This is a genomic window from Enterobacter sp. J49 (genome assembly GCF_002148625.1).
In the GTDB taxonomy this organism is placed as follows: domain Bacteria; phylum Pseudomonadota; class Gammaproteobacteria; order Enterobacterales; family Enterobacteriaceae; genus Enterobacter; species Enterobacter ludwigii.
Genome location: NZ_MWPY01000035.1, coordinates 243,375 through 265,130, shown reverse-complemented (window position 1 = coordinate 265,130; position 21,756 = coordinate 243,375). Strand labels below are relative to the sequence as shown.

18 protein-coding genes and 1 riboswitch are annotated in these 21,756 nt (G+C 56.5%); of the genes, 8 read left to right on the top strand and 10 right to left on the bottom strand.

Annotation, left to right across the window (positions count from 1 at the left end; translation table 11 throughout):
* Positions 1-296: 296 nt before the first annotated feature.
* On the top strand, positions 297-2,438 hold the full coding sequence (locus BJP35_RS17505; protein ID WP_047743669.1) for a TonB-dependent siderophore receptor: 2,142 nt from the start codon (positions 297-299) through the stop codon (positions 2,436-2,438).
* An 83-nt stretch (positions 2,439-2,521) separates the two neighbouring features.
* Here BJP35_RS17505 and parE read toward each other — a convergent pair whose 3' ends face one another.
* Genes parE through nudF form a run of 5 tightly spaced genes read right to left on the bottom strand, consistent with a single transcriptional unit; the run spans position 2,522 to position 6,930 of the window.
* Positions 2,522-4,414, bottom strand: coding sequence for a DNA topoisomerase IV subunit B (gene parE, locus BJP35_RS17500; protein WP_020883640.1), 1,893 nt, complete (start codon positions 4,412-4,414; stop codon positions 2,522-2,524).
* 28 nt (positions 4,415-4,442) lie between these two features.
* Positions 4,443-5,024 carry an esterase YqiA gene (gene yqiA, locus BJP35_RS17495; protein ID WP_047743671.1) on the bottom strand — a complete coding sequence of 194 codons (582 nt, stop codon included), beginning with the start codon at positions 5,022-5,024 and terminating at the stop codon, positions 4,443-4,445.
* On the bottom strand, positions 5,024-5,851 hold the full coding sequence (gene cpdA, locus BJP35_RS17490) for a 3',5'-cyclic-AMP phosphodiesterase (RefSeq protein ID WP_014171641.1): 828 nt from the start codon (positions 5,849-5,851) through the stop codon (positions 5,024-5,026). The genes yqiA and cpdA overlap by 1 nt, the downstream gene beginning before the upstream one ends.
* Positions 5,852-5,878: 27 nt before the next feature.
* Complete coding sequence (locus BJP35_RS17485) at positions 5,879-6,301, bottom strand: DUF1249 family protein (RefSeq protein ID WP_014833293.1); 423 nt, start codon at positions 6,299-6,301, stop codon at positions 5,879-5,881.
* Positions 6,298-6,930 (bottom strand): ADP-ribose diphosphatase, encoded by a 633-nt coding sequence (gene nudF / locus BJP35_RS17480; protein ID WP_014171643.1) that lies wholly within the window; start codon positions 6,928-6,930, stop codon positions 6,298-6,300. The genes BJP35_RS17485 and nudF overlap by 4 nt, the downstream gene beginning before the upstream one ends.
* Positions 6,931-7,134: 204 nt before the next feature.
* Between nudF and tolC the strand changes: the two genes are divergently transcribed.
* The 3 genes from tolC to BJP35_RS17460 all read left to right on the top strand — a co-directional run bounded on the left by tolC (position 7,135) and on the right by BJP35_RS17460 (position 10,632).
* A complete protein-coding gene (gene tolC / locus BJP35_RS17475) occupies positions 7,135-8,613 on the top strand; it encodes an outer membrane channel protein TolC (protein ID WP_020883637.1) in 1,479 nt (492 codons plus the stop codon).
* A gap of 190 nt (positions 8,614-8,803) precedes the next feature.
* A complete protein-coding gene (locus tag BJP35_RS17465) occupies positions 8,804-9,469 on the top strand; it encodes a DUF1190 family protein (protein WP_014171645.1) in 666 nt (221 codons plus the stop codon).
* A 2-nt stretch (positions 9,470-9,471) separates the two neighbouring features.
* The gene (locus tag BJP35_RS17460; protein ID WP_014171646.1) at positions 9,472-10,632 is read left to right on the top strand and encodes a glutathionylspermidine synthase family protein; all 1,161 of its coding nucleotides are present in this window, start codon (positions 9,472-9,474) and stop codon (positions 10,630-10,632) included.
* Between the two features lie 69 nt (positions 10,633-10,701).
* On the opposite strand, the gene ygiD is transcribed toward BJP35_RS17460, so the two are convergent.
* Positions 10,702-11,490 carry a 4,5-DOPA dioxygenase extradiol gene (ygiD, locus tag BJP35_RS17455; RefSeq protein ID WP_047743672.1) on the bottom strand — a complete coding sequence of 263 codons (789 nt, stop codon included), beginning with the start codon at positions 11,488-11,490 and terminating at the stop codon, positions 10,702-10,704.
* Between the two features lie 196 nt (positions 11,491-11,686).
* On the opposite strand from ygiD, the gene zupT reads away from it, so the two are divergent.
* Positions 11,687-12,460: a zinc transporter ZupT gene (gene zupT / locus BJP35_RS17450; RefSeq protein WP_014171648.1), complete on the top strand. Its 774-nt coding sequence runs from the start codon at positions 11,687-11,689 to the stop codon at positions 12,458-12,460.
* A 67-nt stretch (positions 12,461-12,527) separates the two neighbouring features.
* Here the strand turns inward: zupT and ribB are convergent, their stop codons facing one another.
* Positions 12,528-13,181, bottom strand: coding sequence for a 3,4-dihydroxy-2-butanone-4-phosphate synthase (gene ribB, locus BJP35_RS17445; RefSeq protein ID WP_014171649.1), 654 nt, complete (start codon positions 13,179-13,181; stop codon positions 12,528-12,530).
* 105 nt (positions 13,182-13,286) lie between these two features.
* Positions 13,287-13,437, bottom strand: a riboswitch (FMN riboswitch).
* A gap of 117 nt (positions 13,438-13,554) precedes the next feature.
* On the opposite strand from ribB, the gene ubiK reads away from it, so the two are divergent.
* Positions 13,555-13,851, top strand: coding sequence for a ubiquinone biosynthesis accessory factor UbiK (ubiK, locus tag BJP35_RS17440; RefSeq protein ID WP_020883634.1), 297 nt, complete (start codon positions 13,555-13,557; stop codon positions 13,849-13,851).
* A 96-nt stretch (positions 13,852-13,947) separates the two neighbouring features.
* Here ubiK and hldE read toward each other — a convergent pair whose 3' ends face one another.
* From hldE to BJP35_RS17425, 3 genes are read right to left on the bottom strand one after another with little or no spacing between them, the layout of a single operon-like run.
* The gene (hldE, locus tag BJP35_RS17435; protein WP_020883633.1) at positions 13,948-15,378 is read right to left on the bottom strand and encodes a bifunctional D-glycero-beta-D-manno-heptose-7-phosphate kinase/D-glycero-beta-D-manno-heptose 1-phosphate adenylyltransferase HldE; all 1,431 of its coding nucleotides are present in this window, start codon (positions 15,376-15,378) and stop codon (positions 13,948-13,950) included.
* A gap of 40 nt (positions 15,379-15,418) precedes the next feature.
* The gene (gene glnE / locus BJP35_RS17430) at positions 15,419-18,277 is read right to left on the bottom strand and encodes a bifunctional [glutamate--ammonia ligase]-adenylyl-L-tyrosine phosphorylase/[glutamate--ammonia-ligase] adenylyltransferase (protein ID WP_086463446.1); all 2,859 of its coding nucleotides are present in this window, start codon (positions 18,275-18,277) and stop codon (positions 15,419-15,421) included.
* A gap of 17 nt (positions 18,278-18,294) precedes the next feature.
* The gene (locus BJP35_RS17425) at positions 18,295-19,596 is read right to left on the bottom strand and encodes an inorganic triphosphatase (protein WP_032678982.1); all 1,302 of its coding nucleotides are present in this window, start codon (positions 19,594-19,596) and stop codon (positions 18,295-18,297) included.
* Between the two features lie 229 nt (positions 19,597-19,825).
* On the opposite strand from BJP35_RS17425, the gene BJP35_RS17415 reads away from it, so the two are divergent.
* Together BJP35_RS17415 and BJP35_RS17410 are read left to right on the top strand one after the other, a co-directional pair.
* Entirely contained in the window at positions 19,826-20,446 is a 621-nt protein-coding gene (locus tag BJP35_RS17415; protein ID WP_025203004.1) for a TIGR04211 family SH3 domain-containing protein, read from the top strand.
* 61 nt (positions 20,447-20,507) lie between these two features.
* Positions 20,508-21,749 carry a multifunctional CCA addition/repair protein gene (locus BJP35_RS17410; protein WP_047743675.1) on the top strand — a complete coding sequence of 414 codons (1,242 nt, stop codon included), beginning with the start codon at positions 20,508-20,510 and terminating at the stop codon, positions 21,747-21,749.
* Positions 21,750-21,756 lie beyond the last annotated feature (7 nt).

The window sequence follows — 21,756 nt, the reverse complement described above, 5'->3', positions numbered from 1 at the left end:
AGAAGAAACACCCTTAAAACCCCAGGGTTATCGTGCAGGAACGGGAAAACCGCTAAACGCATTAAGTAATTTATTTTCAACAGGTTAATTACTTACCTCGCTAAGCATCAGAGGGGAAGTACCGCTGTAGTCGATTTTTGCTTTTTTCCATTTACTACTACATCAGCGCATGATTGAATGATTCTCAATTACATGTTCGATGCCAGCGATGGCTAACGAGCAGACCGTAAAGGGCAATGACTCACACATTCTTCCGTGACGCTTCATTCGCGGGATATTTCGGGAAAACAGATGTAATGGCTACGTTCACTCCTTCACTCTCTGGGGTAAAAGGGCGCGCGCTCTTTTCACTGCTGTTTATGGCGCCGCTGGTGCAGGCAGCAGACAACACCGCGGCTCAGGACGGCGAAACGCTTACCGTCACCGCCGATCCTAATGCCGTGGCCGATGCCACCAACGGCTATCAGCCGCTGAACACCTCCACCGCCACGCTGACCAACATGCCGATGCTGGATATCCCGCAGGTGGTAAATACTGTCAGTGATAAAGTGCTGGAAGATCAGCACGCTACCACGCTGGATGAAGCCCTCTATAACGTCAGTAACGTGGTGCAGACCAACACGCTGGGCGGCACGCAGGATGCATTTGTACGCCGTGGATTTGGCGCGAACCGCGACGGCTCAATCATGACCAACGGCCTGCGCACCGTGCTGCCGCGCAGCTTTAACGCGGCCACCGAGCGTGTGGAAGTCCTCAAGGGACCGGCCTCAACGCTGTACGGCATCCTCGATCCGGGAGGGCTTATCAATGTGGTCACCCGACGTCCGGAAAAACAGTTTGGCGGTTCGATCTCGGGCACCTCCTCAAGTTTTGGCGGCGGTACCGGCCAGCTCGATGTCACAGGTCCCATTGAAGGAACGCGGCTGGCTTACCGCCTGACGGGCGAGTACCAGGACGAAGATTACTGGCGAAGTTTCGGCAAGGCGCGCAGCACCTTTATCGCGCCCTCGCTGACCTGGTTTGGTGATGACGCCACCGTGACCGTGCTCTATTCACATCGTGATTATAAGACGCCGTTCGATCGCGGCACGATCTTCGATCTCACGACCAAACAGCCGGTGAATGTTGACCGTAAAACCCGCTTTGACGAGCCGTTCAACATTACCGATGGCCAGTCCGATCTGGCGCAGCTCAACGCGGAATACCGCCTTAACAGCCAGTGGACGGCGAAGTTCGATTACAGCTACAGCCAGGATAAATACAGCGATAACCAGGCGCGGGTGATGGCCTATGACGCGAAAACCGGCAACCTGACCCGTCGTGTGGATGCGACGCAAGGCTCAACGCAGCACATGCATTCCACCCGTGCAGACCTGCAGGGGAACGTGGATATCGCGGGCTTTTACAATGAGATCCTGACCGGCGTGTCGTATGAGAATTACGACCTGCTGCGCACGGATATGATTCGCTGTAAGAATGTTAAAGAGTTCAATATTTACCATCCGTCTTACGGCAATCTGAGCAAGTGTACGACCGTTTCCACCGCGGACAGCGATCAGACGCTCAAACAGGAGAGTTACTCCGCTTACGCTCAGGACGCCCTGTACCTGACGGATAAATGGATTGCCGTCGCCGGGCTGCGTTATCAGTATTACACCCAGTACGCGGGCAAGGGCAGACCATTCAACGTCAATACCGACAGCCGCGACGAGCAGTGGACGCCGAAGCTGGGGCTGGTCTATAAGCTCACGCCATCCGTCTCGCTGTTTGCTAACTACGCCCAGACGTTTATGCCGCAATCGTCCATCGCGAGCTACATTGGCGACCTGCCACCAGAAACGTCCAATGCCTACGAAGTCGGCGCTAAATTTGACCTGTTCAACGGTATTACCGCCAACATCGCGCTGTTTGATATCCACAAGCGCAACGTGCTGTACACCGAAAGCGTGGCGGGTGAAAACATTGCTAAAACCGCTGGCCGCGTGCGCTCACAGGGCGTGGAAGTGGATCTGGCAGGCTCTCTGACCGAGAACACCAATATTATTGCCAGCTATGGCTACACCGATGCGAAAGTGCTGGAAGACCCGGATTACGCCGGCAAACCGCTGCCAAACGTGCCGCGCCATACCGGTTCGCTGTTCCTGACGTACGATATTCACAATGTCATCGGCGGGAATACCCTGACAATTGGCGGCGGTGGACACGGCGTGAGCCGTCGCTCCGCGACCAACGGTGCGGATTATTATTTGCCAGGGTACGTTGTTGCTGATGCCTTTGCGGCCTATAAAATGAAGCTACAGTATCCGGTGACGCTTCAGGTCAACGTGAAGAACCTGTTTGATAAGACCTACTACACCTCGTCGATTGCGACCAATAACCTCGGCAACCAGCCAGGCGATCCGCGTGAAGTGCAGTTTACGGTGAAGATGGAATTTTGATGTAAAAAAGCCCGGTGGCGCTAGCGCCTACCGGGCCTTCGTTCCAACCCCTCTCCCGGTGGGAGAGGAGTAAAGAGAGGGCATCAGGCCTCAATATCCGCCATATCGCCTTTTTCCTGCAGCCAGTTGCGTCGGTCTTCCGAACGCTTCTTGGCAAGCAGCATATCCATCATGGCGTTGGTTTGCTGTTCGTCTTCGTCGCTGATGGTCAATTGCACCAGGCGGCGGGTGTTTGGATCCAGCGTGGTTTCGCGCAACTGCATCGGGTTCATCTCGCCCAGCCCTTTAAAGCGCTGCACGTTCGGTTTACCCTTCTTACGTTTGAGCTGTTCCAGTACGCCCGCTTTTTCCTCTTCCGTCAGCGCGTAGTAAACTTCTTTGCCGAGGTCGATACGGTAGAGCGGCGGCAGCGCCACGTGGACGTGACCGTTTTTCACCAGCGTCCTGAAGTGCTTCACAAACAGCGCGCACAGCAGCGTAGCGATGTGCAGACCATCGGAGTCCGCATCCGCGAGGATACAGATCTTACCGTAGCGCAGCTGGCTCAGATCGTCGCTGTCCGGATCGATGCCGATCGCAACGGAGATATCATGCACTTCCTGCGAGGCCAGCACTTCATCCGACGACACTTCCCAGGTGTTCAGGATCTTACCCTTGAGCGGCATGATCGCCTGATATTCACGATCGCGCGCCTGCTTGGCAGAGCCTCCTGCCGAGTCCCCTTCCACGAGGAACAGTTCGGTGCGGTTCAGATCCTGCGCAGTACAGTCCGCCAGCTTGCCCGGAAGCGCCGGGCCACTGGTCAGTTTTTTACGTACCACCTTCTTGGCAGCACGCAGGCGTCGCTGGGCGCTGGAAATGGCCATTTCTGCCAGCATCTCGGCGGCCTGCACGTTCTGGTTCAGCCACAGGGTGAAAGCATCTTTGACCACGCCGGAGACGAACGCCGCACACTGACGTGAGGACAAACGTTCTTTGGTCTGACCGGCGAACTGCGGATCCTGCATCTTCACCGACAGGACGTAGGCGCAGCGATCCCAGATATCTTCCGCCGACAGCTTCACGCCGCGGGGCAGAATGTTGCGGTATTCGCAGAACTCGCGCATTGCATCCAGCAGCCCCTGACGCAGACCGTTGACGTGCGTACCGCCAAGCATGGTCGGGATCAGGTTGACGTAGCTTTCGGTCAGCAGCTCGCCGCCTTCCGGCAGCCACAACAGCGCCCAGTCCACCGCTTCCGTATCACCGGTGAAATTACCGACAAACGGTTTTTCCGGCAGGGTTGGCAGGCCGTTAACGGCTTCGCACAGATAGTCGTTTAGACCGTCTTCATAGCGCCAGGTCTGTTCGGTGTTGTTGACGTTATCTTTAAAGGTAATTTCCACGCCAGGGCACAGTACCGCTTTGGCTTTCAGCAGGTGCGTCAGGCGTGAAACAGAGAAACGAGGACTGTCAAAGAAGCTTTCGTCAGGCCAGAAGTGGACGCTGGTCCCGGTATTGCGCTTGCCGCACGTGCCGACGACCTGCAGATCCTGCACCTTCTCGCCGTTTTCAAAGGCGATGTTATACACCTGACCGTCGCGGCGGACATTGACTTCCACGCGTCTGGACAGGGCGTTAACCACGGAGATCCCCACGCCGTGCAAACCACCCGAGAACTGGTAGTTTTTGTTGGAGAACTTACCGCCCGCATGAAGACGACAGAGGATCAGCTCAACGGCTGGCACCCCCTCTTCCGGGTGGATATCCACCGGCATGCCGCGTCCGTCGTCGATGACTTCCAGCGACTGATCGGCATGGAGGATGACGTCAACGCGTTTGGCATGGCCAGCCAACGCTTCATCCACACTGTTATCAATAACTTCCTGGCCCAGATGGTTTGGGCGTGTCGTATCGGTGTACATCCCAGGGCGGCGGCGAACCGGCTCAAGCCCGGTGAGTACCTCAATGGCATCAGCGTTATAGGTTTGCGTCATGATTTAAACTAGCAGTTCGCATTGATTGTCAGTGGCTGTGCAGTCCAAGAAAATCGACAATCTGGGTGAAATGATTCTCAAAGCCCGTGAAAGCATGGTTTCCGCCTTCTTCTATAGTCTGGCGGCAGGATGCGTAATACGCCACTGCCTGGCGGTAATCCAGCACTTCATCACCCGTCTGTTGCAGCAACCAGATAAGATCGGGCGCTTCAAGCGGGTCTACCTGCATAACTTTGAGATCGTAAATATGGCGTGACTCTAGCACATATTGTTGGCCGGTGTAGGGGTTCTCGTTTTGCCCGAGAAAGTCCCGCAGCAGCTCAAATGGCCGAACCGCCGGGTTAACCACCACCGCAGGCAGCATAAAACATTGCGAGAGCCAGGTGGCGTAATATCCGCCCAGCGAAGAACCGACCACGCCGAACGATTCGCCGCCGTGTTCCATCACTACCGATTCCAGCATTTCTGCGGCTTCCGCCGGGTAGGGCGGCAGTTGAGGGACGATCATCTCAACGTGCGGGTGATGTTCGTTCAGCCACTGGCGAAACTGCGTCGCTTTCGCAGAGCGCGGCGAACTGTTGAATCCGTGCAGATAGAGGAGCGTAGACATCAATAGCCTTCTGAAGCGGTGTCCGGGCGGAATTTTGCGCCGGTTAAACGGCAGACTTCCGTGGTGAGCAGGCCATCGGGATGCAGTTCGAGCCAGCGCCAGCCCGGTGCGATGGTGTCCAGGGTAAAGTTTGCGCAATGCGGCTTGAACTGAACGCAGGTCGAGGGCGTGGCCAGCAGTCGGCGGCCATTCCAGTCGAGATCCTGTTCCTGATGAATGTGTCCGCACAGGAGATTCTGCACCCGCGGGAATTTCGCCAGCACTCTGTCCAGCGCGGCAGAGTTGCGCAGGCTGTGTTGATCAAGCCAGCTACAGCCCGCCGGCAAAGGATGATGATGCAGCAACAGCAGCGTATGACGTTCAGGTTCGGCAGACAATTTGGTCTCAAGCCAGTCGAGTTGAAAGTCGCTTAACTCACCGTGTGGGACGCCAAAGACCTGGCTGTCCAGCAGCAGGATCTGCCAGTGGTCACCCACAAAAACACATTTTGCCGGAGAGATCCCCGCATCCTGCAGCGAGCTGTACATGGCAGGCTGGAAATCGTGATTTCCCGGTAGCCAGACGCAAGGCACGCTAAAACTCGCGATGCCTTCAGCGAAATGCTGGTAGGCCGCGGAGGATTGGTCCTGCGCCAGGTCGCCCGTCGCGACAATCAGATCGCATGGGCGATTTTCAGCGTGAATGGCGCTAAGTACCGCCTGATAGCTCTCCCAGGTATTCACCCCAAGCAGAGTTTCATGCTTTTCGGCAAAAAGGTGGGTATCGGTGATTTGTAATATCCTGACTGGTGCCCCACCAGCAACAGTCAGGTTCAACAGGCTTTCCAAATGGTGTCCTTAGGTAGGTTTATGACGCTAACAAACCGGAATCGCCATTGCTCCATGTGCTAAACAATATCTTAGCCAGTCGGCTAAAAACTGGTTAATTTGATGCTTTTCGTCGCGTTGATGCAACTTTTTATTCGGATAATCATACCGCGCTTTGAAGCGAAAGATCTGCTGGCTTGAACACACTTCAGCGACCATCGCGTCATGGTAAAGGCGCACCGTCATCGACGGCAGGCTCCAGTAGCTAATGCTGGGCGCCGTTTGTTCAATTTCGACAAGCGTAGTGTAGCGCGTTGATTCTGTTATCGTTAATCGATACTGCGCGTTGCTCACCTGATAGCTCACCGTTTCGCCGGGTGCGTCGTTTTTCGGCAGCAGGCGGCGCAATTGTGCGAAATTGGTTTCGCACAGGCGCATCATTTCTGGGAAGTCAGGTGTATAACGCTTCATTTTTTCCACTCGTTTCGTAAAGTCTGATAATGCAGTTGCAGCCATTGCAGAGCGATGACAGACGCTGCGTTGTCGATTTTCCCCTCTTCTACCCACTGATAAGCCTGCTCCCGACTCACCACATGAACCCGAATATCTTCGTTTTCATCTGCCAGACCGTGGATCCCTTCCGCCGTCGTGGCGTCCACTTCGCCCACCATAATGGACAAGCGCTCGCTGGTGCCGCCTGGGCTTGCCAGATAACTCAGCACCGGTTTTGTCCGGCCAACCACCAGCCCCGCCTCTTCCAGCGCCTCGCGGCGGGCAACGTCTTCGACCGATTCGCCCTCTTCAATCATGCCGGCCACCATCTCCAGCAGCCAGGGGCTGGCGCTGACGTCATACGCGGCAATGCGGATCTGCTCCACCAGCACGACTTCATCACGCACTGGGTCAAAGGGTAGCAAGACTGCCGCATGCCCGCGCTCAAAAATTTCGCGTCTGATTTCACCGCTCATTTCGCCGTTAAACAGGCGATGCCTGAAACGGTAAAGTTCCATTGAAAAAAAACCGCTATAAAGCGTTTCTCGTGCAATAATTTCTACATCGTTTTTCGCGAATGTCACGGGCAAGTTTTCTGGTTTTTGCATGAGTCGAGTCCTGGTAGCAATGGTGATGAAATTATGAATTTCAAGGCTGTTTGGCTGCCGTTTGTAAGGCTATATGGTAGATTGGTGCAAATTACCGCCAGATGGCACGTAACGCCAACCTTTTGGTATGGAAGATTCTGTTAGAATCGGCAATTATTTTTTAATTAGATCAGCGCTAATACTGCTTCACAACAAGGAATGCAAATGAAGAAATTGCTCCCCATCCTTATCGGCCTGAGCCTGACGGGCTTCAGTGCAATGAGCCAGGCGGAAAACCTGTTACAGGTCTACCAGCAGGCACGTCTGGGCAACCCTGATTTACGTAAATCAGCGGCCGATCGTGATGCTGCGTTTGAAAAGATTAACGAAGCGCGTAGCCCATTGCTGCCACAGTTAGGTTTAGGTGCAGATTATACCTACAGCAACGGCTTCCGCGACGCCAATGGCGTTAACTCCAATGCTACCAGCGCCTCACTGCAATTAACACAGACGCTGTTTGATATGTCCAAATGGCGCGCCCTGACCCTGCAGGAAAAGAGCGCGGGCATCCAGGATGTGACGTATCAGACCGATCAGCAGACGCTGATCCTGAACACCGCCACCGCATACTTCAACGTGCTGAGCGCAATTGACTCGCTCTCCTACACCGAAGCGCAGAAACAAGCGATTTACCGCCAGTTAGATCAAACCACCCAGCGTTTCAACGTGGGTCTGGTGGCAATCACTGACGTTCAGAACGCCCGTTCACAATACGATAGCGTCCTGGCCAACGAAGTGACCGCACGTAACAACCTCGATAACGCGCTGGAATCCCTGCGTCAGGTTACCGGGAATTACTACCCTGAGCTGGCGTCTCTGAACGTCGACAGCTTCAAAACGGATAAACCGCAGGCCGTTAACGCCCTGCTGAAAGAAGCGGAAAACCGCAACCTGACGTTACTGCAGGCGCGTCTGAGCCAGGATTTGGCCCGCGAGCAAATCCGTCAGGCACAGGACGGCCACCTGCCGACCCTGAGCCTGAGCGCGTCTACCGGCGTGTCTGATACCACTTACAGTGGTTCTAAAACGAATACCTCCCAGTACGACGACAGCAATATGGGTCAGAACAAAGTGGGTCTGAACTTCTCGCTGCCACTGTACCAGGGCGGCCAGGTGACCTCTCAGGTGAAACAGGCGCAGTACAACTTTGTTGGCGCGAGCGAACAGCTGGAAAGTGCCCACCGCAACGTGGTACAGACCGTTCGTTCGTCCTTCAACAACGTGAATGCCTCTATCAGCAGCATCAACGCCTATAAACAGGCCGTTGTGTCTGCGCAGAGCTCTCTTGATGCCATGGAAGCGGGTTACTCCGTGGGTACGCGTACCATCGTTGACGTCCTGGACGCAACGACCACGCTGTACAACGCGAAACAGCAGCTCTCCAGCGCACGTTATCAGTACCTGATTAACCAGCTGAACATCAAACAGGCGCTGGGTACGTTGAACGAGCAGGATCTGCAGATGCTGAACAGCACCCTGGGTAAACCTGTCTCTACTTCTCCGGAAAATGTTGCACCAGAGAACCCTGAGCAGGTTGCCGCCGTTGATAACTTCAACGGTAACGGTGCCGCACCTGCCGCGCAGCCAGCTGCCGCACGTACGACTGCCCCCGCCAGCAGCGGTAACAATCCGTTCCGCAATTAAGCATGTCATCGGGCCCACTGCGGCCTGATGCCCTCGCCATACCCCTCTCCTTTCGGGAGAGGGCGTACGCAAATCACACCTGAACGTAAGCCAACGTAAAGATCCCCCTCATTCCGGCCATCATCGCTTCATTTTCAACCACTCATCCTCTATCCTGAGCGTTATTACCACTGGGTCCAGGAAGACAACGATGAAACGGACAAAATCTATCAATCACGCTTCGTTCCGCAAAAGCTGGAACGCGCGTCATCTCACCCCTGTTGCGCTGGCCGTCACGGCTGTCTTTATGCTGGCAGGCTGTGAGAAAAGCGATGAAACAGTTTCGCTTTATCAAAACGCGGACGACTGTTCTGCTGCAACCGGCAATGCCGCAGAGTGTAAAACGGCATATACCAACGCCCTGAAAGAGGCGGAACGTACTGCGCCGAAATATGCTTCACGTGAAGACTGCGTGGCAGAGTTCGGTGAAGGTCAGTGCCAGCAGGCGCCGGCTCAGGCAGGCACCGCCCCTGAAAACCAGGCACAGGCCCAGTCCAGCGGCAGTTTCTGGATGCCGCTGATGGCAGGTTACATGATGGGCCGCCTGATGAGTGGTGGTGCGGGTTACCAGCAGCAGCCGCTGTTTAGCTCGAAAAACCCGGCCAGCCCGGCTTATGGTCAATATACCGATGCCAGCGGCAAAGGCTATGGCGCAGCCACCCCTGGCCGCTCCGTAACCGTACCGAAAACGGCGATGGCTCCGAAGCCCGCGACCACCAGCACCATTACCCGTGGCGGGTTCGGTGAGTCTGTGGCGAAACAGACCAGCATGCAGCGTAGCGCGTCAGGCACGTCCACTCGCTCAATGGGCGGCTGATCATGGAACGAGTCAGTATCACCGAGCGCCCGGACTGGCGCGAAAAAGCGACCGAATACGGTTTTAACTTCCACACCATGTACGGCGAGCCATACTGGTGTGAAGACGCTTACTACAAGCTCACGCTTGCCCAGGTGGAGAAACTGGAAGAGGTGACCGCCGAGCTGCACCAGATGTGCCTGAAGGTGGTGGATAAAGTCATCGACAGCGACGCGCTGATGGCGAAGTTCCGCATTCCGAAGCACACCTGGAGTTTCGTCCGCCAGTCGTGGAAAACCCACCAGCCTTCGCTTTACTCACGTCTGGATCTGGCGTGGGACGGCGTGGGCGATCCTAAGCTTCTGGAAAACAATGCTGATACGCCAACCTCGCTGTACGAAGCGGCGTTCTTCCAGTGGATCTGGCTGGAAGACCAGGCCAATGCCGGCAACCTGCCGCAAGGCAGCGACCAGTTCAACAGCCTGCAGGAAAAGCTGATTGAGCGTTTCGCCGAACTGCGCGAACAGCATGGTTTTAATCTGCTGCACCTTGCCTGCTGCCGTGACACGGAAGAAGACCGTGGCACGGTGCAATATCTGCAGGACTGCGCGGCTGAAGCTGAAGTGGCGACCGAGTTTCTCTATATCGAAGATATCGGCCTGGGTGAGAAAGGTCAGTTTACTGACCTGCAGGATCAGGTGATAAGCAACCTGTTCAAGCTCTACCCGTGGGAATACATGCTGCGTGAAATGTTCTCCACCAAGCTGGAAGACGCCGGCGTGCGCTGGCTGGAGCCGGCGTGGAAGAGCATTATCTCCAACAAAGCCCTGCTGCCGATGCTCTGGGAGATGTTCCCGAACCATCCGAACCTGCTGCCGGCTTACTTTGCGGAAGACGATCACCCGCCGATGGAGAAATACGTCGTTAAACCGATCTTCTCCCGCGAAGGGGCGAACGTGTCGATTATTGAAAATGGCAAAACGCTGGAAGCCGTTGAAGGGCCTTACGGCGAGGAAGGAATGATCGTCCAGGCGTTTTATCAACTGCCGAAGTTTGGTGACAGCTATACCCTGATTGGCAGCTGGCTCATCAACGATCAGCCAGCCGGGATTGGCATCCGCGAAGATCGCGCGCTGATCACGCAGGATCTGTCACGGTTCTATCCGCACATTTTCGTCGAGTGATCGGGTGTGCCGGGGTGCGAGCGGAAGCCCTCACCCCGGCCCTTTCTCTTTGGGAAAGGCATGCATACGTTATCCAATCTGCACCGACAACATACTTAAGCTTCCCATCTCAATGCCATCGACCGGTATGCTGATCGGCTCCTGACCATCCCACGCGCCCAGTACATACAGCAACGGCAGAAAGTGTTCCGGCGTCGGGTTAGAGAGTGAACCGCCTTCGTGATCCAGATAGTTCACCAGCGGATGCTCCTCAACCGGCCCTTGCCAGGTCAGATTCGCTTTCACGTAATCGTTAAAAGATGTCGCCCACGGGTATGGCGTGTTCTCACCGTGCCAGCGCGCTGTACGCAGGTTGTGTACCACGTTGCCGCTTGCGATCAGCATGATACCCTCGTCGCGTAAGGTCGCCAGTTTTCGCCCCATCTCCAGGTGCCAGGCCGCCGGTTTAGTGCTGTCGATACTCAACTGCACCATTGGGATGTCCGCCTCGGGATACATCTTTATCAGTACGCCCCACGAGCCATGGTCAAAGCCCCAGGCTTCGTTATCCAGCGCCACAGGCACAGGCGCGAGTAAGTCCACCAGCTGTCGGGCCAGCGCTGGCGAGCCGGGTGCCGGATAGTGCGTGTCGTACAACGCCTGCGGGAAGCCGCCGAAATCATGAATGGTTTTTGGCGTTTCCATTGCGGTCACGCCCGTGCCCCGGGTAAACCAGTGCGCAGACACCACCACAATCGCTTTCGGACGCGGTAGCGTCTCGCCCAGATGACGCCATACTCGGGTATAGACGTTGTCTTCCAGAACGTTCATTGGGCTACCGTGGCCTAAAAACAGTGCTGGCATACGGGAAGAAGTCATGGTGATATCCTTACAGAAGGTGTCAATTTAATGGTTCTACATTACGCGCAATCTCGCCCGGATGAACGCTGATAAGCGTGAAGATCATCATCAGGAAATTTGAATGTAAGGAATGTGTAAAGCAGGGTTTCGCCTCTCGCTTTGACCGAAATGAACCATTAATATTAATGATAATCATTATCATAAGGAGCAATGCATGTCAGTCCCCTTGATCCTGACTATACTGGCGGGCGCCGCAACGTTCATCGGTGCCATTCTCGGTGTGCTTGGTCAAAAGCCGTCTAACCGCGTGCTGGCCTTCTCATTGGGCTTTGCTGCCGGGATCATGCTGCTCATCTCTCTGATGGAGATGCTCCCTGCCGCACTGGGCACCGAAGGCATGTCTCCGGTGCTGGGGTATGGCATGTTTGTATTCGGCCTGCTTGGCTACTTTGCCCTCGACCGCATGCTGCCGCACGCGCATCCGCAGGATTTAATGCAAAAAAGCGTGACCCCGATGCCGCGCAATATTAAGCGCACGGCCATTCTGTTAACGCTCGGCATAAGCCTGCACAACTTCCCGGAAGGCGTGGCAACCTATGTCACCGCCAGCAGCAATCTGGAGATGGGCTTTGGTATCGCCCTGGCGGTAGCTTTGCACAATATTCCTGAAGGACTGGCAGTGGCCGGGCCGGTTTATGCCGCCACGGGCTCGAAACGGACCGCGGTCTTCTGGGCGGGGATCTCGGGGATGGCCGAAATTCTCGGCGGCGTGCTGGCGTGGTTGATTCTGGGCAGTCTGGTCTCGCCTGTGGTGATGGCCGCTATCATGGCCGCCGTGGCCGGGATAATGGTGGCGCTCTCCGTGGATGAGCTGATGCCGCTGGCGAAAGAGATCGATCCGAATAATAACCCGAGCTATGGCGTGCTGTGCGGCATGTCGGTGATGGGCTTGAGCCTGGTGCTGCTGCAAACAGCTGGGATCGGCTAAGACAATCGCGCATTAACGTCTCACAACAAAAAAGCCGGGTTTCCCCGGCTTTTTCACATCAGCCCTTTCAGCTGGCTTTGCGCGCGTGCGCCTGGCGATACTCCACCAGATCTTCAATCGTCACCACGGGCATATTATGCAGACGGGCAAAGGTGATGCACTCCGGCGCACGTGCCATGGTGCCATCGTCGTTGGTGAGTTCACACAGTACGCCCGCAGGTTTAAAGCCTGCCAGGGTCACGAGGTCAATGGTCGCTTCGGTGTGACCGCCACGGGTCAATACACCGCCAGCCTGCGCACGCAACGGGAAGACGTGGCCTGGACGATGCAGGTCTGATGGCTTCGCATCATCGGCAATCGCGGCACGTACGGTGGTCAGACGGTCAGCCGCCGACACGCCGGTGGTCACGCCATGTGCCGCTTCGATGGTCACGGTAAAACCGGTTCCAAAGGCGCTGGTGTTGTTTTCAACCATCATGGGCAGGTCGAGCTGCTTACGACGGTCTTCGTTGATACACAGGCACACGATGCCGCTACCGTGACGGATGGTCAGCGCCATCTGCTCAACGGTCATGTTTTCGGCGGCGAAAATCATGTCGCCTTCATTTTCACGGTTTTCATCGTCAAGCACCATCACGCCGCGGCCTTCGCGCAGTGCATCCAGTGCATGTTCAACACGTTCAATAGAAGTGCCAAAAGAGGAAAGTAGCGTCTGATTCATGGTAAAAAAACCTCATTAACATTATGGTTACCAGAATCAGGGCAGTCTTAGGAGCGCCGTATAAGCGGCAAAAAGATAACGTGAGCGGGCCAGGCCCGACTTGATCGTTACTCTCTCCCATCCGGACTCTAACCGTCGGCCCCGGAATTACACCGGATCTGCTGTCCTTTGAGTGGTGACCCAAAGCGCTCGCGGGCTTTCAGCGTTACGCTGATTTACCGCCGGTGGGGAATTTCGCCCCGCCCTGAGAATAAGCGAGATAACTATAACGCGATTGATTACCCCGGGCAATGCGCAGACATAAAATCTCCTTTATCCTGGGGCATGACGCGCTACAATGTTCATTAACACCGTCTTATCAAGGGAAGCCACAATGATTGACCCGAAGAAAATTGAGCAAATTGCGCGTCAGGTTCATGAGTCTATGCCAAAAGGCATTCGTGAGTTTGGGGATGACGTAGAGAAGAAAATCCGCCAGACGCTGCAGGCGCAGTTGGTTCGCCTTGATTTAGTCAGCCGCGAAGAGTTTGACGTGCAGACGCAGGTTCTGCTGCGTACCCGCGAGAAGCTGGCCCTGCTGGAGCAGCGTCTGAACGAGCTGGAAAACCGCAATACGCCAGCGGAAGTAAAACCGGCACCGGCCATTCCACCGGTTGATGAAGCAGAATAATAGCCGCGTATAACGGGCTGTTTGCGAAGATACCCTCTCCTGCAAAGAGAGGGTGAAAAAAAACGGGCCAGATGGCCCGCTTTTTATTGGCTGACTTTATTTGCTGTCTTTCTGGATCTTCTTGATGATGTTGGTGGTTGAGCACCCATCCTCAAAGTTGAGCACCATCACTTCACCGCCATTGGCCCAGACCTCTTCGCTGCCTGCGATTTGATCCGGTTTGTAATCGCCGCCTTTCACCAGCAGATCCGGCAAAATACCGGCAATCAGGCGCTGCGGGGTATCTTCTTCAAACGACACCACCCAGTCCACCGCTTCCAGCGCACCCAGCACGATCATGCGCTGCTCCAGCGGGTTCACCGGACGCGTTTCTCCTTTAAGACGTTTCGTCGACGCATCGCTGTTCACCGCCACAATCAGACGGTCGCCCAGCTTACGCGCATTGGCCAGATAAGAGACATGACCGGCATGCAGGATGTCGAACACGCCGTTGGTCATCACCACTTTTTCACCGCGTTTACGGGCGGCGGCAACGGCCACTTTCAGCTCATCTTCGCTCATCACGCCAAAACCGGTATCGGCACGACCGCGCACCGCGTTTTCCAGTTCGATCGGCGAAACGGTGGAAGTCCCCAGCTTGCCGACGACCACGCCTGCTGCCGCATTAGCGAAGTAGCACGCTTCTTCCAGAGAGTTCCCTGCCGCCAGCGTCGCCGCCAGAACGCCAATGACCGTGTCGCCGGCACCGGTCACGTCATACACTTCCTGCGCCTGGGTCGGCATATGCAGCGGCGCTTTGCCAGGCTGCAGCAGCGTCATCCCCTGCTCGGAGCGGGTCACCAGCAGCGCGGAGAGTTCGAAGTCAGCAATGATCTTCATGCCGCGCTCAACGAGCTCTTCTTCCGTCTTACATTTGCCCGCCACCGCTTCAAACTCAGAGAGGTTTGGCGTCAGCAGCGTTGCGCCGCGATAGCGCTCAAAGTCAGTACCTTTCGGGTCGATCAGCACGGGCACATTGGCTTTACGCGCGAGCTGAATCATCTGCTGTACGCTTGCCAGCGCACCTTTGGCGTAGTCGGACAGCACCAGCGCGCCGATAGTGCTCAGCGCCTGGTTAATGCGCTCGTGCAGCGGCTCAGGATCAACGCCCTCAAAGCCTTCCTCGAAGTCGAGGCGGATCAGCTGCTGGTTACGCGACAGAACGCGCAGTTTGGTGATCGTCGGGTGTGTCGGAACCGAAACGAAGTCGCACTTCACATTCACGTCCGCCAGCGACTTGCTCAGCGCACGCGCCGCATCGTCAATGCCGGTTAAGCCAACCAGACGCGACTGCGCGCCCAGAGAGGCAATGTTCATCGCCACGTTTGCCGCGCCGCCAGGACGCTCTTCAATGGTGTCGACCTTAACTACCGGTACCGGTGCTTCCGGAGAGATGCGGCTGGTCGGCCCGTACCAGTAGCGATCCAGCATGACATCCCCGACAACCATAACTCCAGCACGTTCAAACTCTGGCAGTGTTACTTTCATTCCTGACTCCAGAAAGATTCACAATTTGCGCGCGATAATATCACACTTGTTTTGTTACGCACGGTTCCACCAGCCACTTCTGCCAGCTGGCGGTGACCTGCGCGCGTTCAGTGGCGAAACAGTCCAGCGCAACGTGGCCAGGCTGCTCCTGTAAGGCCAGGTGGTGCAGCTCGTCGCGCAGCGTGGTATAGGCGCGCGTTAAGGCCTGCGCCTCCTGCTCATCCATAATGTCGTTTTGCGCCAGCAGTTCCAGAATACGCACATTATCAGACCAGCGGGTCAGCTTCGGTTTAGCGTGCGCATGGCGTAGCACCAGATATTGCGTAATAAATTCAATATCGGTAATGCCGCCCTCATCCGCTTTAATATCAAAGCGATCGCGATGCTTATTGCCCAGGTGCGCGCGCATTTTCTCGCGCATCTCACGCACCTCGGTCTGCAGCGTGCTGCCGTCACGCGGGGTTGTCATAATCTCCCGACGAATGGCATCAAACTGCGTTTTCAGCGACGGATCGCCGTACACCACGCGGGCACGCACCAGCGCCTGATGTTCCCACGTCCAGGCTTCATTCTTCTGGTACTCAGCGAAGGACTCCGTTGAGGTCACCAGCATGCCGGCCGCGCCGGAAGGACGCAGACGCGCATCCACTTCATATAAAATGCCGGATGACGTGCGGGTGCTGAACAGATGCATAATGCGCTGGGCCAGACGCAGGTAGAACTGACGCCCGTCGATTTCACGCTCGCCGTCGGTCATGACGTCTGCCGGGCAGTCATGCAGGAAGATTAAATCGAGATCCGAGCTGTACCCCAGTTCCCATCCGCCGAGCTTACCGTAACCCACAACGGCAAAACCGCGGCCTTCGCGGTCAGCAAGGTGTTTCGGCTGGCCGTAGCGCGCCACCATCTGAATCCATGCCTGATGCACCACCGCATCAATGATCGCTTCTGCAAGCCAGGTTAAGTGATCGCTCACTTTCATCACTGGCAGCGTTCCGGCGATATCTGCCGCCGCCACGCGCAGCATTTGCGCCTGCTTAAACTGACGCAGCGCCTCCAGCTGTTGCTCTTCGTCCTCTTCCGGTACGCGCAGCAGATACTGACGCAGCTCGTCACGGTAGGCGTCCGTTGCCGTCGGCTGGTAGAGCGTATTGGGATCGAGCAGCTCATCCAGCAGCAGCGGATACCGCGCCAGCTTGTTGGCCACCATCGGCGAAGCGGCGCAAAGCGTAATCAGATGCTTGAGCGCGCCCGGGAACTCGCTCAGCAACTCAAGATAGGTCGTACGGGTGATGATCCCGCTCAGCAGCGGCATCATGCGCGACAGCGGGACCGGCGCATCCGCACGCGAGCAGACGTTGCTCAGCAGGTGCGGCATCAGATGATCCAGCACCTGACGACCGCGCGGACCAATGGCCCGTTTATTCAGTTCGAGACGGAAATCAGCAATTAACGCCACCACACGATGGCGATCGTCGTCGCTCAGGTGCGCCAGCACCGGCGTGGTGTCATCTTCCTGCAGCGCGTCCTGCCACAATTCGCGCCAGTGTTCAGAGAGCGTATCGTCCTGCGATTCACTTTCATCGTCACCAATCAGCGCGTTAAAGACACGGCGCACGCCGGCCATATGCGCATCCAGTTGCCCGGTCAACGTTGACCAGTCGTCGACGTGCATCCCCCAGGCCAGCCGCGCCCGGTTCAGGTCATCGCCTGGTAAAGTCTGGGTCTGCTCGTCATTGATGCTTTGCAGCAGGTTTTCCAGGCGGCGCAGGAACAGATAGGCCTCACGCAGGATCTGCGCGTCGCCTTCCGGCAGCAGATGCAGTTGCTCTATGGCTGACAGCGTCGGCAGCAGCGAACGGGATTGCAGTGAAGGCTCACGTCCGCCGCGGATCAGCTGGAAGACCTGAACGATAAATTCGATTTCGCGAATGCCGCCCGCGCCGAGCTTGATGTTGTCCTTCAGACCCCGGCGACGCACTTCACGGGCGATCATTCCTTTCATGTTGCGCAGCGACTGAATAACGCTGAAGTCGATATAGCGACGGAACACGAACGGGCGCAGCATGGCGCGCAGCTCGTTGGCGTAGGCATCGTCGCTGTCTCCCATGATCCGCGCTTTGACCATCGCGTAACGCTCCCAGTCGCGCCCCTGCTCTTGGTAATAATCTTCCAGTGCCGCAAAGCTCAGCACCAGCGGACCGCTGTCGCCAAACGGGCGCAGGCGCATATCCACGCGATAGACAAAACCATCCTGGGTAGGTTGATCCAGCGCTTTAATCAGACGTTGCCCGAGACGGGTAAAGAACTGCGCATTGTCCAGTTCACGGCGGCCCCCGCGTGTGGAGCCGTTCTCCGGCCAGGCAAAAATCAGGTCGATATCCGAGGAGAAATTCAGTTCGCAGCCCCCGAGCTTGCCCATGCCCAGAATCAAGAGTGGCTGAGGAACCCCATCCTCATTGCACGGCGTGCCCCACTCTTTACAACAGGCGGCATAGAGCCAGTCCCGTGCGGCAACAATCAGCGTCTGTGCCAGCTCGCTCAGCTGCTGCAGGGTACTTTCTTCGCTGACCATTTCCAGCGCCTGAGCCCAGGCAATACGCACCATCACCCGGCGGCGGAACTGGCGCAGGACGCGCATCAGTGTCGCCTCATCCGCGACCTCTTCAAGTGCGGTTTGCAACCAGCCCGCATAATGCCGCCACTCGTCTGCCTGCGGCGGGGTGCTCTCAAGCGCCTCCAGCCAGTCCGGGTAAGCGGTGATACTTTCCTGCACAAAATCACTGAAGGTGAGCACGCTCCTGGCCTGCTCGCTTAACGATGACGCCGGTAATGACTCAGGCAGACGTTCGCAAACGGTCTGCCACTGCTGCTGTAACTGCGAAGAAAGCGGCATTATAGGGTTCCTTGCCAGAGTTAACGTTTTCCGCTGTGCAGCCAGAACGGCTCCTGCGAAATGGCTTCATTACGGAAATGCTCAATCTCAATGTGCTGACGGGTTTCGATAGCATGTTTCAGCCCCTGCCAGTTCTCCAGCCAGGCCTGCGCTTTAGGGCCGTCATAGGCACCCGACAGCAGCAGCATGCTGTCGATATTGCGCGACAGGCGGATCAGCTGATCGCCATACTGGTCTCCCAGCGGATACGCAAAGGTGGTTTTAAGCTCCGCCGCGTGGCGTGAAAGATGGATATCCGCGAAACGTTTGAAGTTATCTTCAATTTTGGCCTGCGCTTTTGCATCCAGGAAGGCACGCCAGCTGCGCGTCACCAGAAACTCGGTCAGCGCCAGCCTGGCGGCGGCGTTTTGCGGGCTGTAGAGTGCCGTTTGCGCGGATACGTCAGAGAGCAGCAGCGCTTCGGTCTGGGTCAGCAGGTCACGTAAGTGAGCGCTCGCTTTGCGAGGTACGATGCCGCCGAACAGCGCCAGGGTATGACGCACAAGGCTCATCGCCGCTAACACGTGCGCTTTTGCGTTTTTCACATTACGCACCCACAGCTCTTCATGATAAAGCCACTGTGAGAGCGCCAGCTCCAGTGCCGCCTCCATGCCCTGCTCAACGCTGGCTTTCGGTGGCACGTGCAAAATAGTCGTCTCTTTCAGCAGGCGCGGCGCATTCCCGGCGGCCAGATGATACCCCCGCGCCGCTTTGCTCAGGCTGCCCTGACGCAGGCCCGGCTGGCTTACCAGCTTACGCGCCAGCTTCAGTACGTCCTGGACTTCACCTTCCAGCAGTTCAAGCTCCAGCTCGCAAATCGGCTCCTGAAGCTCACCCGCTTTTACCTCACCCTGATCGAGGGCGATTTCAATGCGGCTTTTCCCTTCCGTTACCAGCCATTTTTCACGCCAGAAATCGGTACTAAACAGCGGTTTCACCTCGGCGGATAAGGTTTCTGGCAGCACGCCGTCCGGCCAGACTTCTGCCGGGAAACGATCCAGCTCAAGTTCTGGCTGATTGATGTCGATATTGTATTCCGGGCGCTGATGCAAACCGCCGACCACGCGGCCAGCGATTTTCATCGTCATCTCGTAGCGCCCGTTCGCGCCACGGATGCGCAACCCCATATCATGGCGGCGCAGCCAGTTGTCTGGCGTTTCGTAATAGATATTAAGCAGTTGTACCGGTTCATGGTGTTCGCCGGAAAGGGTCTGCAGATGCTGACGGAGTGCGTCAACGCTGTCTTTTTCGACGATAAATTTTAATTCGATTTCTTGAGCCATAGCCTTGTACTTTTGCAGGCGTCACAGACGCGTCAATGAGGGCGAACTTCCTCGCCATTTGTTTGTCAGTACATAGTATTTTGCGCCAAATTGCCACGCAATGAGCAATTTGACGGGCGTAAATGTTTAGGGTCGTGACACAGATGATTCTGATTGCTGACGAATGCTTTGCGTAGAGACACTGTTGCCACTACTATCGTTCCACTATTTATGAAAATAACGACTAATGATGCTTAAATTACGCCTGATTGGACTTACTTTCCTCGCTTTTAGCGCCGCAACCGCCGTGCACGCTGAAGAGAAGCGTTACGTTTCTGACGAACTGAACACCTGGGTACGCAGTGGCCCTGGAGATAATTATCGCCTCGTGGGTACGGTCAATGCCGGCGAGGAAGTGACGCTGTTACAGACCAACGCGGAGACCAATTATGGTCAGGTTCGCGACAGTACCGGCCGCACGTCCTGGATCCCACTGAAAGAGCTGAGCGCGGTGCCAAGCCTGCGCACCCGCGTGCCGGATCTGGAAAATCAGGTGAAAACGCTGACCGACAAGCTGAACAATATCGACGGTACCTGGAACCAGCGTACCGCGGAAATGCAGCAGAAAGTGGCCCAGAGCGACAGCGTGATTAACGGTCTGAAAGATGAGAATCAGAAACTGAAAAACGAGCTGATTGTCGCGCAGAAGAAGGTGAACGCCGCCAATCTGCAACTTGATGACAAACAACGTACCATCATCATGCAGTGGTTTATGTACGGTGGCGGTGTGCTGGGCGTTGGCCTGGTGCTGGGTCTGGTGCTTCCTCACCTGATCCCAAGCCGTAAGCGTAAAGACCGCTGGATGAACTAATTCGTCTTCTCTGCCAGACTTACGTATTATCTTGCGAAAAGAGAAAACGGGAGTACAGGGCGTGAAGAGTTATCTGGTCGGTGGTGCGGTACGTGATGCGTTGTTAGGTCTGCCGGTCAAAGATAAAGACTGGGTGGTGGTGGGAGCCACACCTGAAGAGATGCTTAACGCGGGCTACCAGCAGGTAGGCCGCGATTTTCCCGTGTTTCTGCATCCGCAAAGCCGTGAGGAGTACGCCCTGGCGCGTACCGAACGGAAATCCGGTTCGGGTTATACCGGCTTCTCCTGCTATGCCGCACCGGACGTCACGCTGGAGCAAGATCTCCTGCGTCGCGATCTCACCATCAACGCGCTGGCGCAGGACGAAGACGGCCAGATCATTGACGCGTATGGCGGTCAGGACGATCTGCGTAATCGACTGCTGCGTCACGTCTCCCCGGCGTTTTCTGAAGATCCGCTCCGCGTACTGCGCGTGGCGCGCTTTGCGGCGCGTTACGCGCATCTGAGCTTCCGCATTGCCGATGAGACCCTGGCACTGATGACCGCCATGACCGAGGCGGGCGAACTGGCCCACCTCACGCCAGAGCGCGTCTGGAAAGAGACGGAAAACGCCCTTACTACCCGCAACCCGCAGGTCTTTTTCCAGGTGCTGCGTGACTGTGGCGCCCTGAAAGTGCTGTTCCCGGAAATTGACGCGCTGTTCGGCGTGCCCGCCCCGGCGAAATGGCACCCGGAAATCGATACCGGCGTGCATACCCTGATGACCCTGAGTATGGCTGCCATGCTCAGCCCCGAGGTGGATGTGCGTTTTTCAACGCTGTGCCACGATCTCGGCAAAGGATTAACGCCAAAAGCCATGTGGCCGCGCCACCATGGCCACGGTCCTGCCGGGGTGAAGCTGGTCGAAGGGCTTTGCCAGCGCCTGCGGGTACCCAACGAGATCCGCGATCTCGCCAGACTGGTGGCGGAATTTCACGACCTGATCCACACCTTCCCGATCCTCAAACCGGCCACCATCGTTAAGCTGTTTGATAACATCGACGCATGGCGCAAACCCCAGCGCGTCGAGCAGATCGCGTTGACCAGCGAAGCCGACGTACGTGGCCGCACCGGTTTTGAAGCCTGCGATTATCCGCAGGGGCGGCTGTTACGCGCAGCGTGGGACGTGGCAAAAGCGGTACCGACTAAAGCGGTTGTCGAGGCGGGCTTCAAGGGACCGGAAATCCGGGAAGAGCTGACGAAACGTCGAATTCAGGCGGTGACGGACTGGAAGGAAAAGCATTGCCCTCAGCCTAAAGACTGAGGGCCGT

Coding starts and splice junctions, on each gene's coding strand:
- BJP35_RS17505 (WP_047743669.1), top strand. CDS start 297: ATGGCTACGTTCACTCCTTCACTCTCTGGGGTAAAAGGGCGCGCGCTC.
- parE (WP_020883640.1), bottom strand. CDS start 4,414: ATGACGCAAACCTATAACGCTGATGCCATTGAGGTACTCACCGGGCTT.
- yqiA (WP_047743671.1), bottom strand. CDS start 5,024: ATGTCTACGCTCCTCTATCTGCACGGATTCAACAGTTCGCCGCGCTCT.
- BJP35_RS17485 (WP_014833293.1), bottom strand. CDS start 6,301: ATGAAGCGTTATACACCTGACTTCCCAGAAATGATGCGCCTGTGCGAA.
- nudF (WP_014171643.1), bottom strand. CDS start 6,930: ATGCAAAAACCAGAAAACTTGCCCGTGACATTCGCGAAAAACGATGTA.
- tolC (WP_020883637.1), top strand. CDS start 7,135: ATGAAGAAATTGCTCCCCATCCTTATCGGCCTGAGCCTGACGGGCTTC.
- BJP35_RS17465 (WP_014171645.1), top strand. CDS start 8,804: ATGAAACGGACAAAATCTATCAATCACGCTTCGTTCCGCAAAAGCTGG.
- BJP35_RS17460 (WP_014171646.1), top strand. CDS start 9,472: ATGGAACGAGTCAGTATCACCGAGCGCCCGGACTGGCGCGAAAAAGCG.
- ygiD (WP_047743672.1), bottom strand. CDS start 11,490: ATGACTTCTTCCCGTATGCCAGCACTGTTTTTAGGCCACGGTAGCCCA.
- zupT (WP_014171648.1), top strand. CDS start 11,687: ATGTCAGTCCCCTTGATCCTGACTATACTGGCGGGCGCCGCAACGTTC.
- ribB (WP_014171649.1), bottom strand. CDS start 13,181: ATGAATCAGACGCTACTTTCCTCTTTTGGCACTTCTATTGAACGTGTT.
- ubiK (WP_020883634.1), top strand. CDS start 13,555: ATGATTGACCCGAAGAAAATTGAGCAAATTGCGCGTCAGGTTCATGAG.
- hldE (WP_020883633.1), bottom strand. CDS start 15,378: ATGAAAGTAACACTGCCAGAGTTTGAACGTGCTGGAGTTATGGTTGTC.
- BJP35_RS17425 (WP_032678982.1), bottom strand. CDS start 19,596: ATGGCTCAAGAAATCGAATTAAAATTTATCGTCGAAAAAGACAGCGTT.
- BJP35_RS17415 (WP_025203004.1), top strand. CDS start 19,826: ATGCTTAAATTACGCCTGATTGGACTTACTTTCCTCGCTTTTAGCGCC.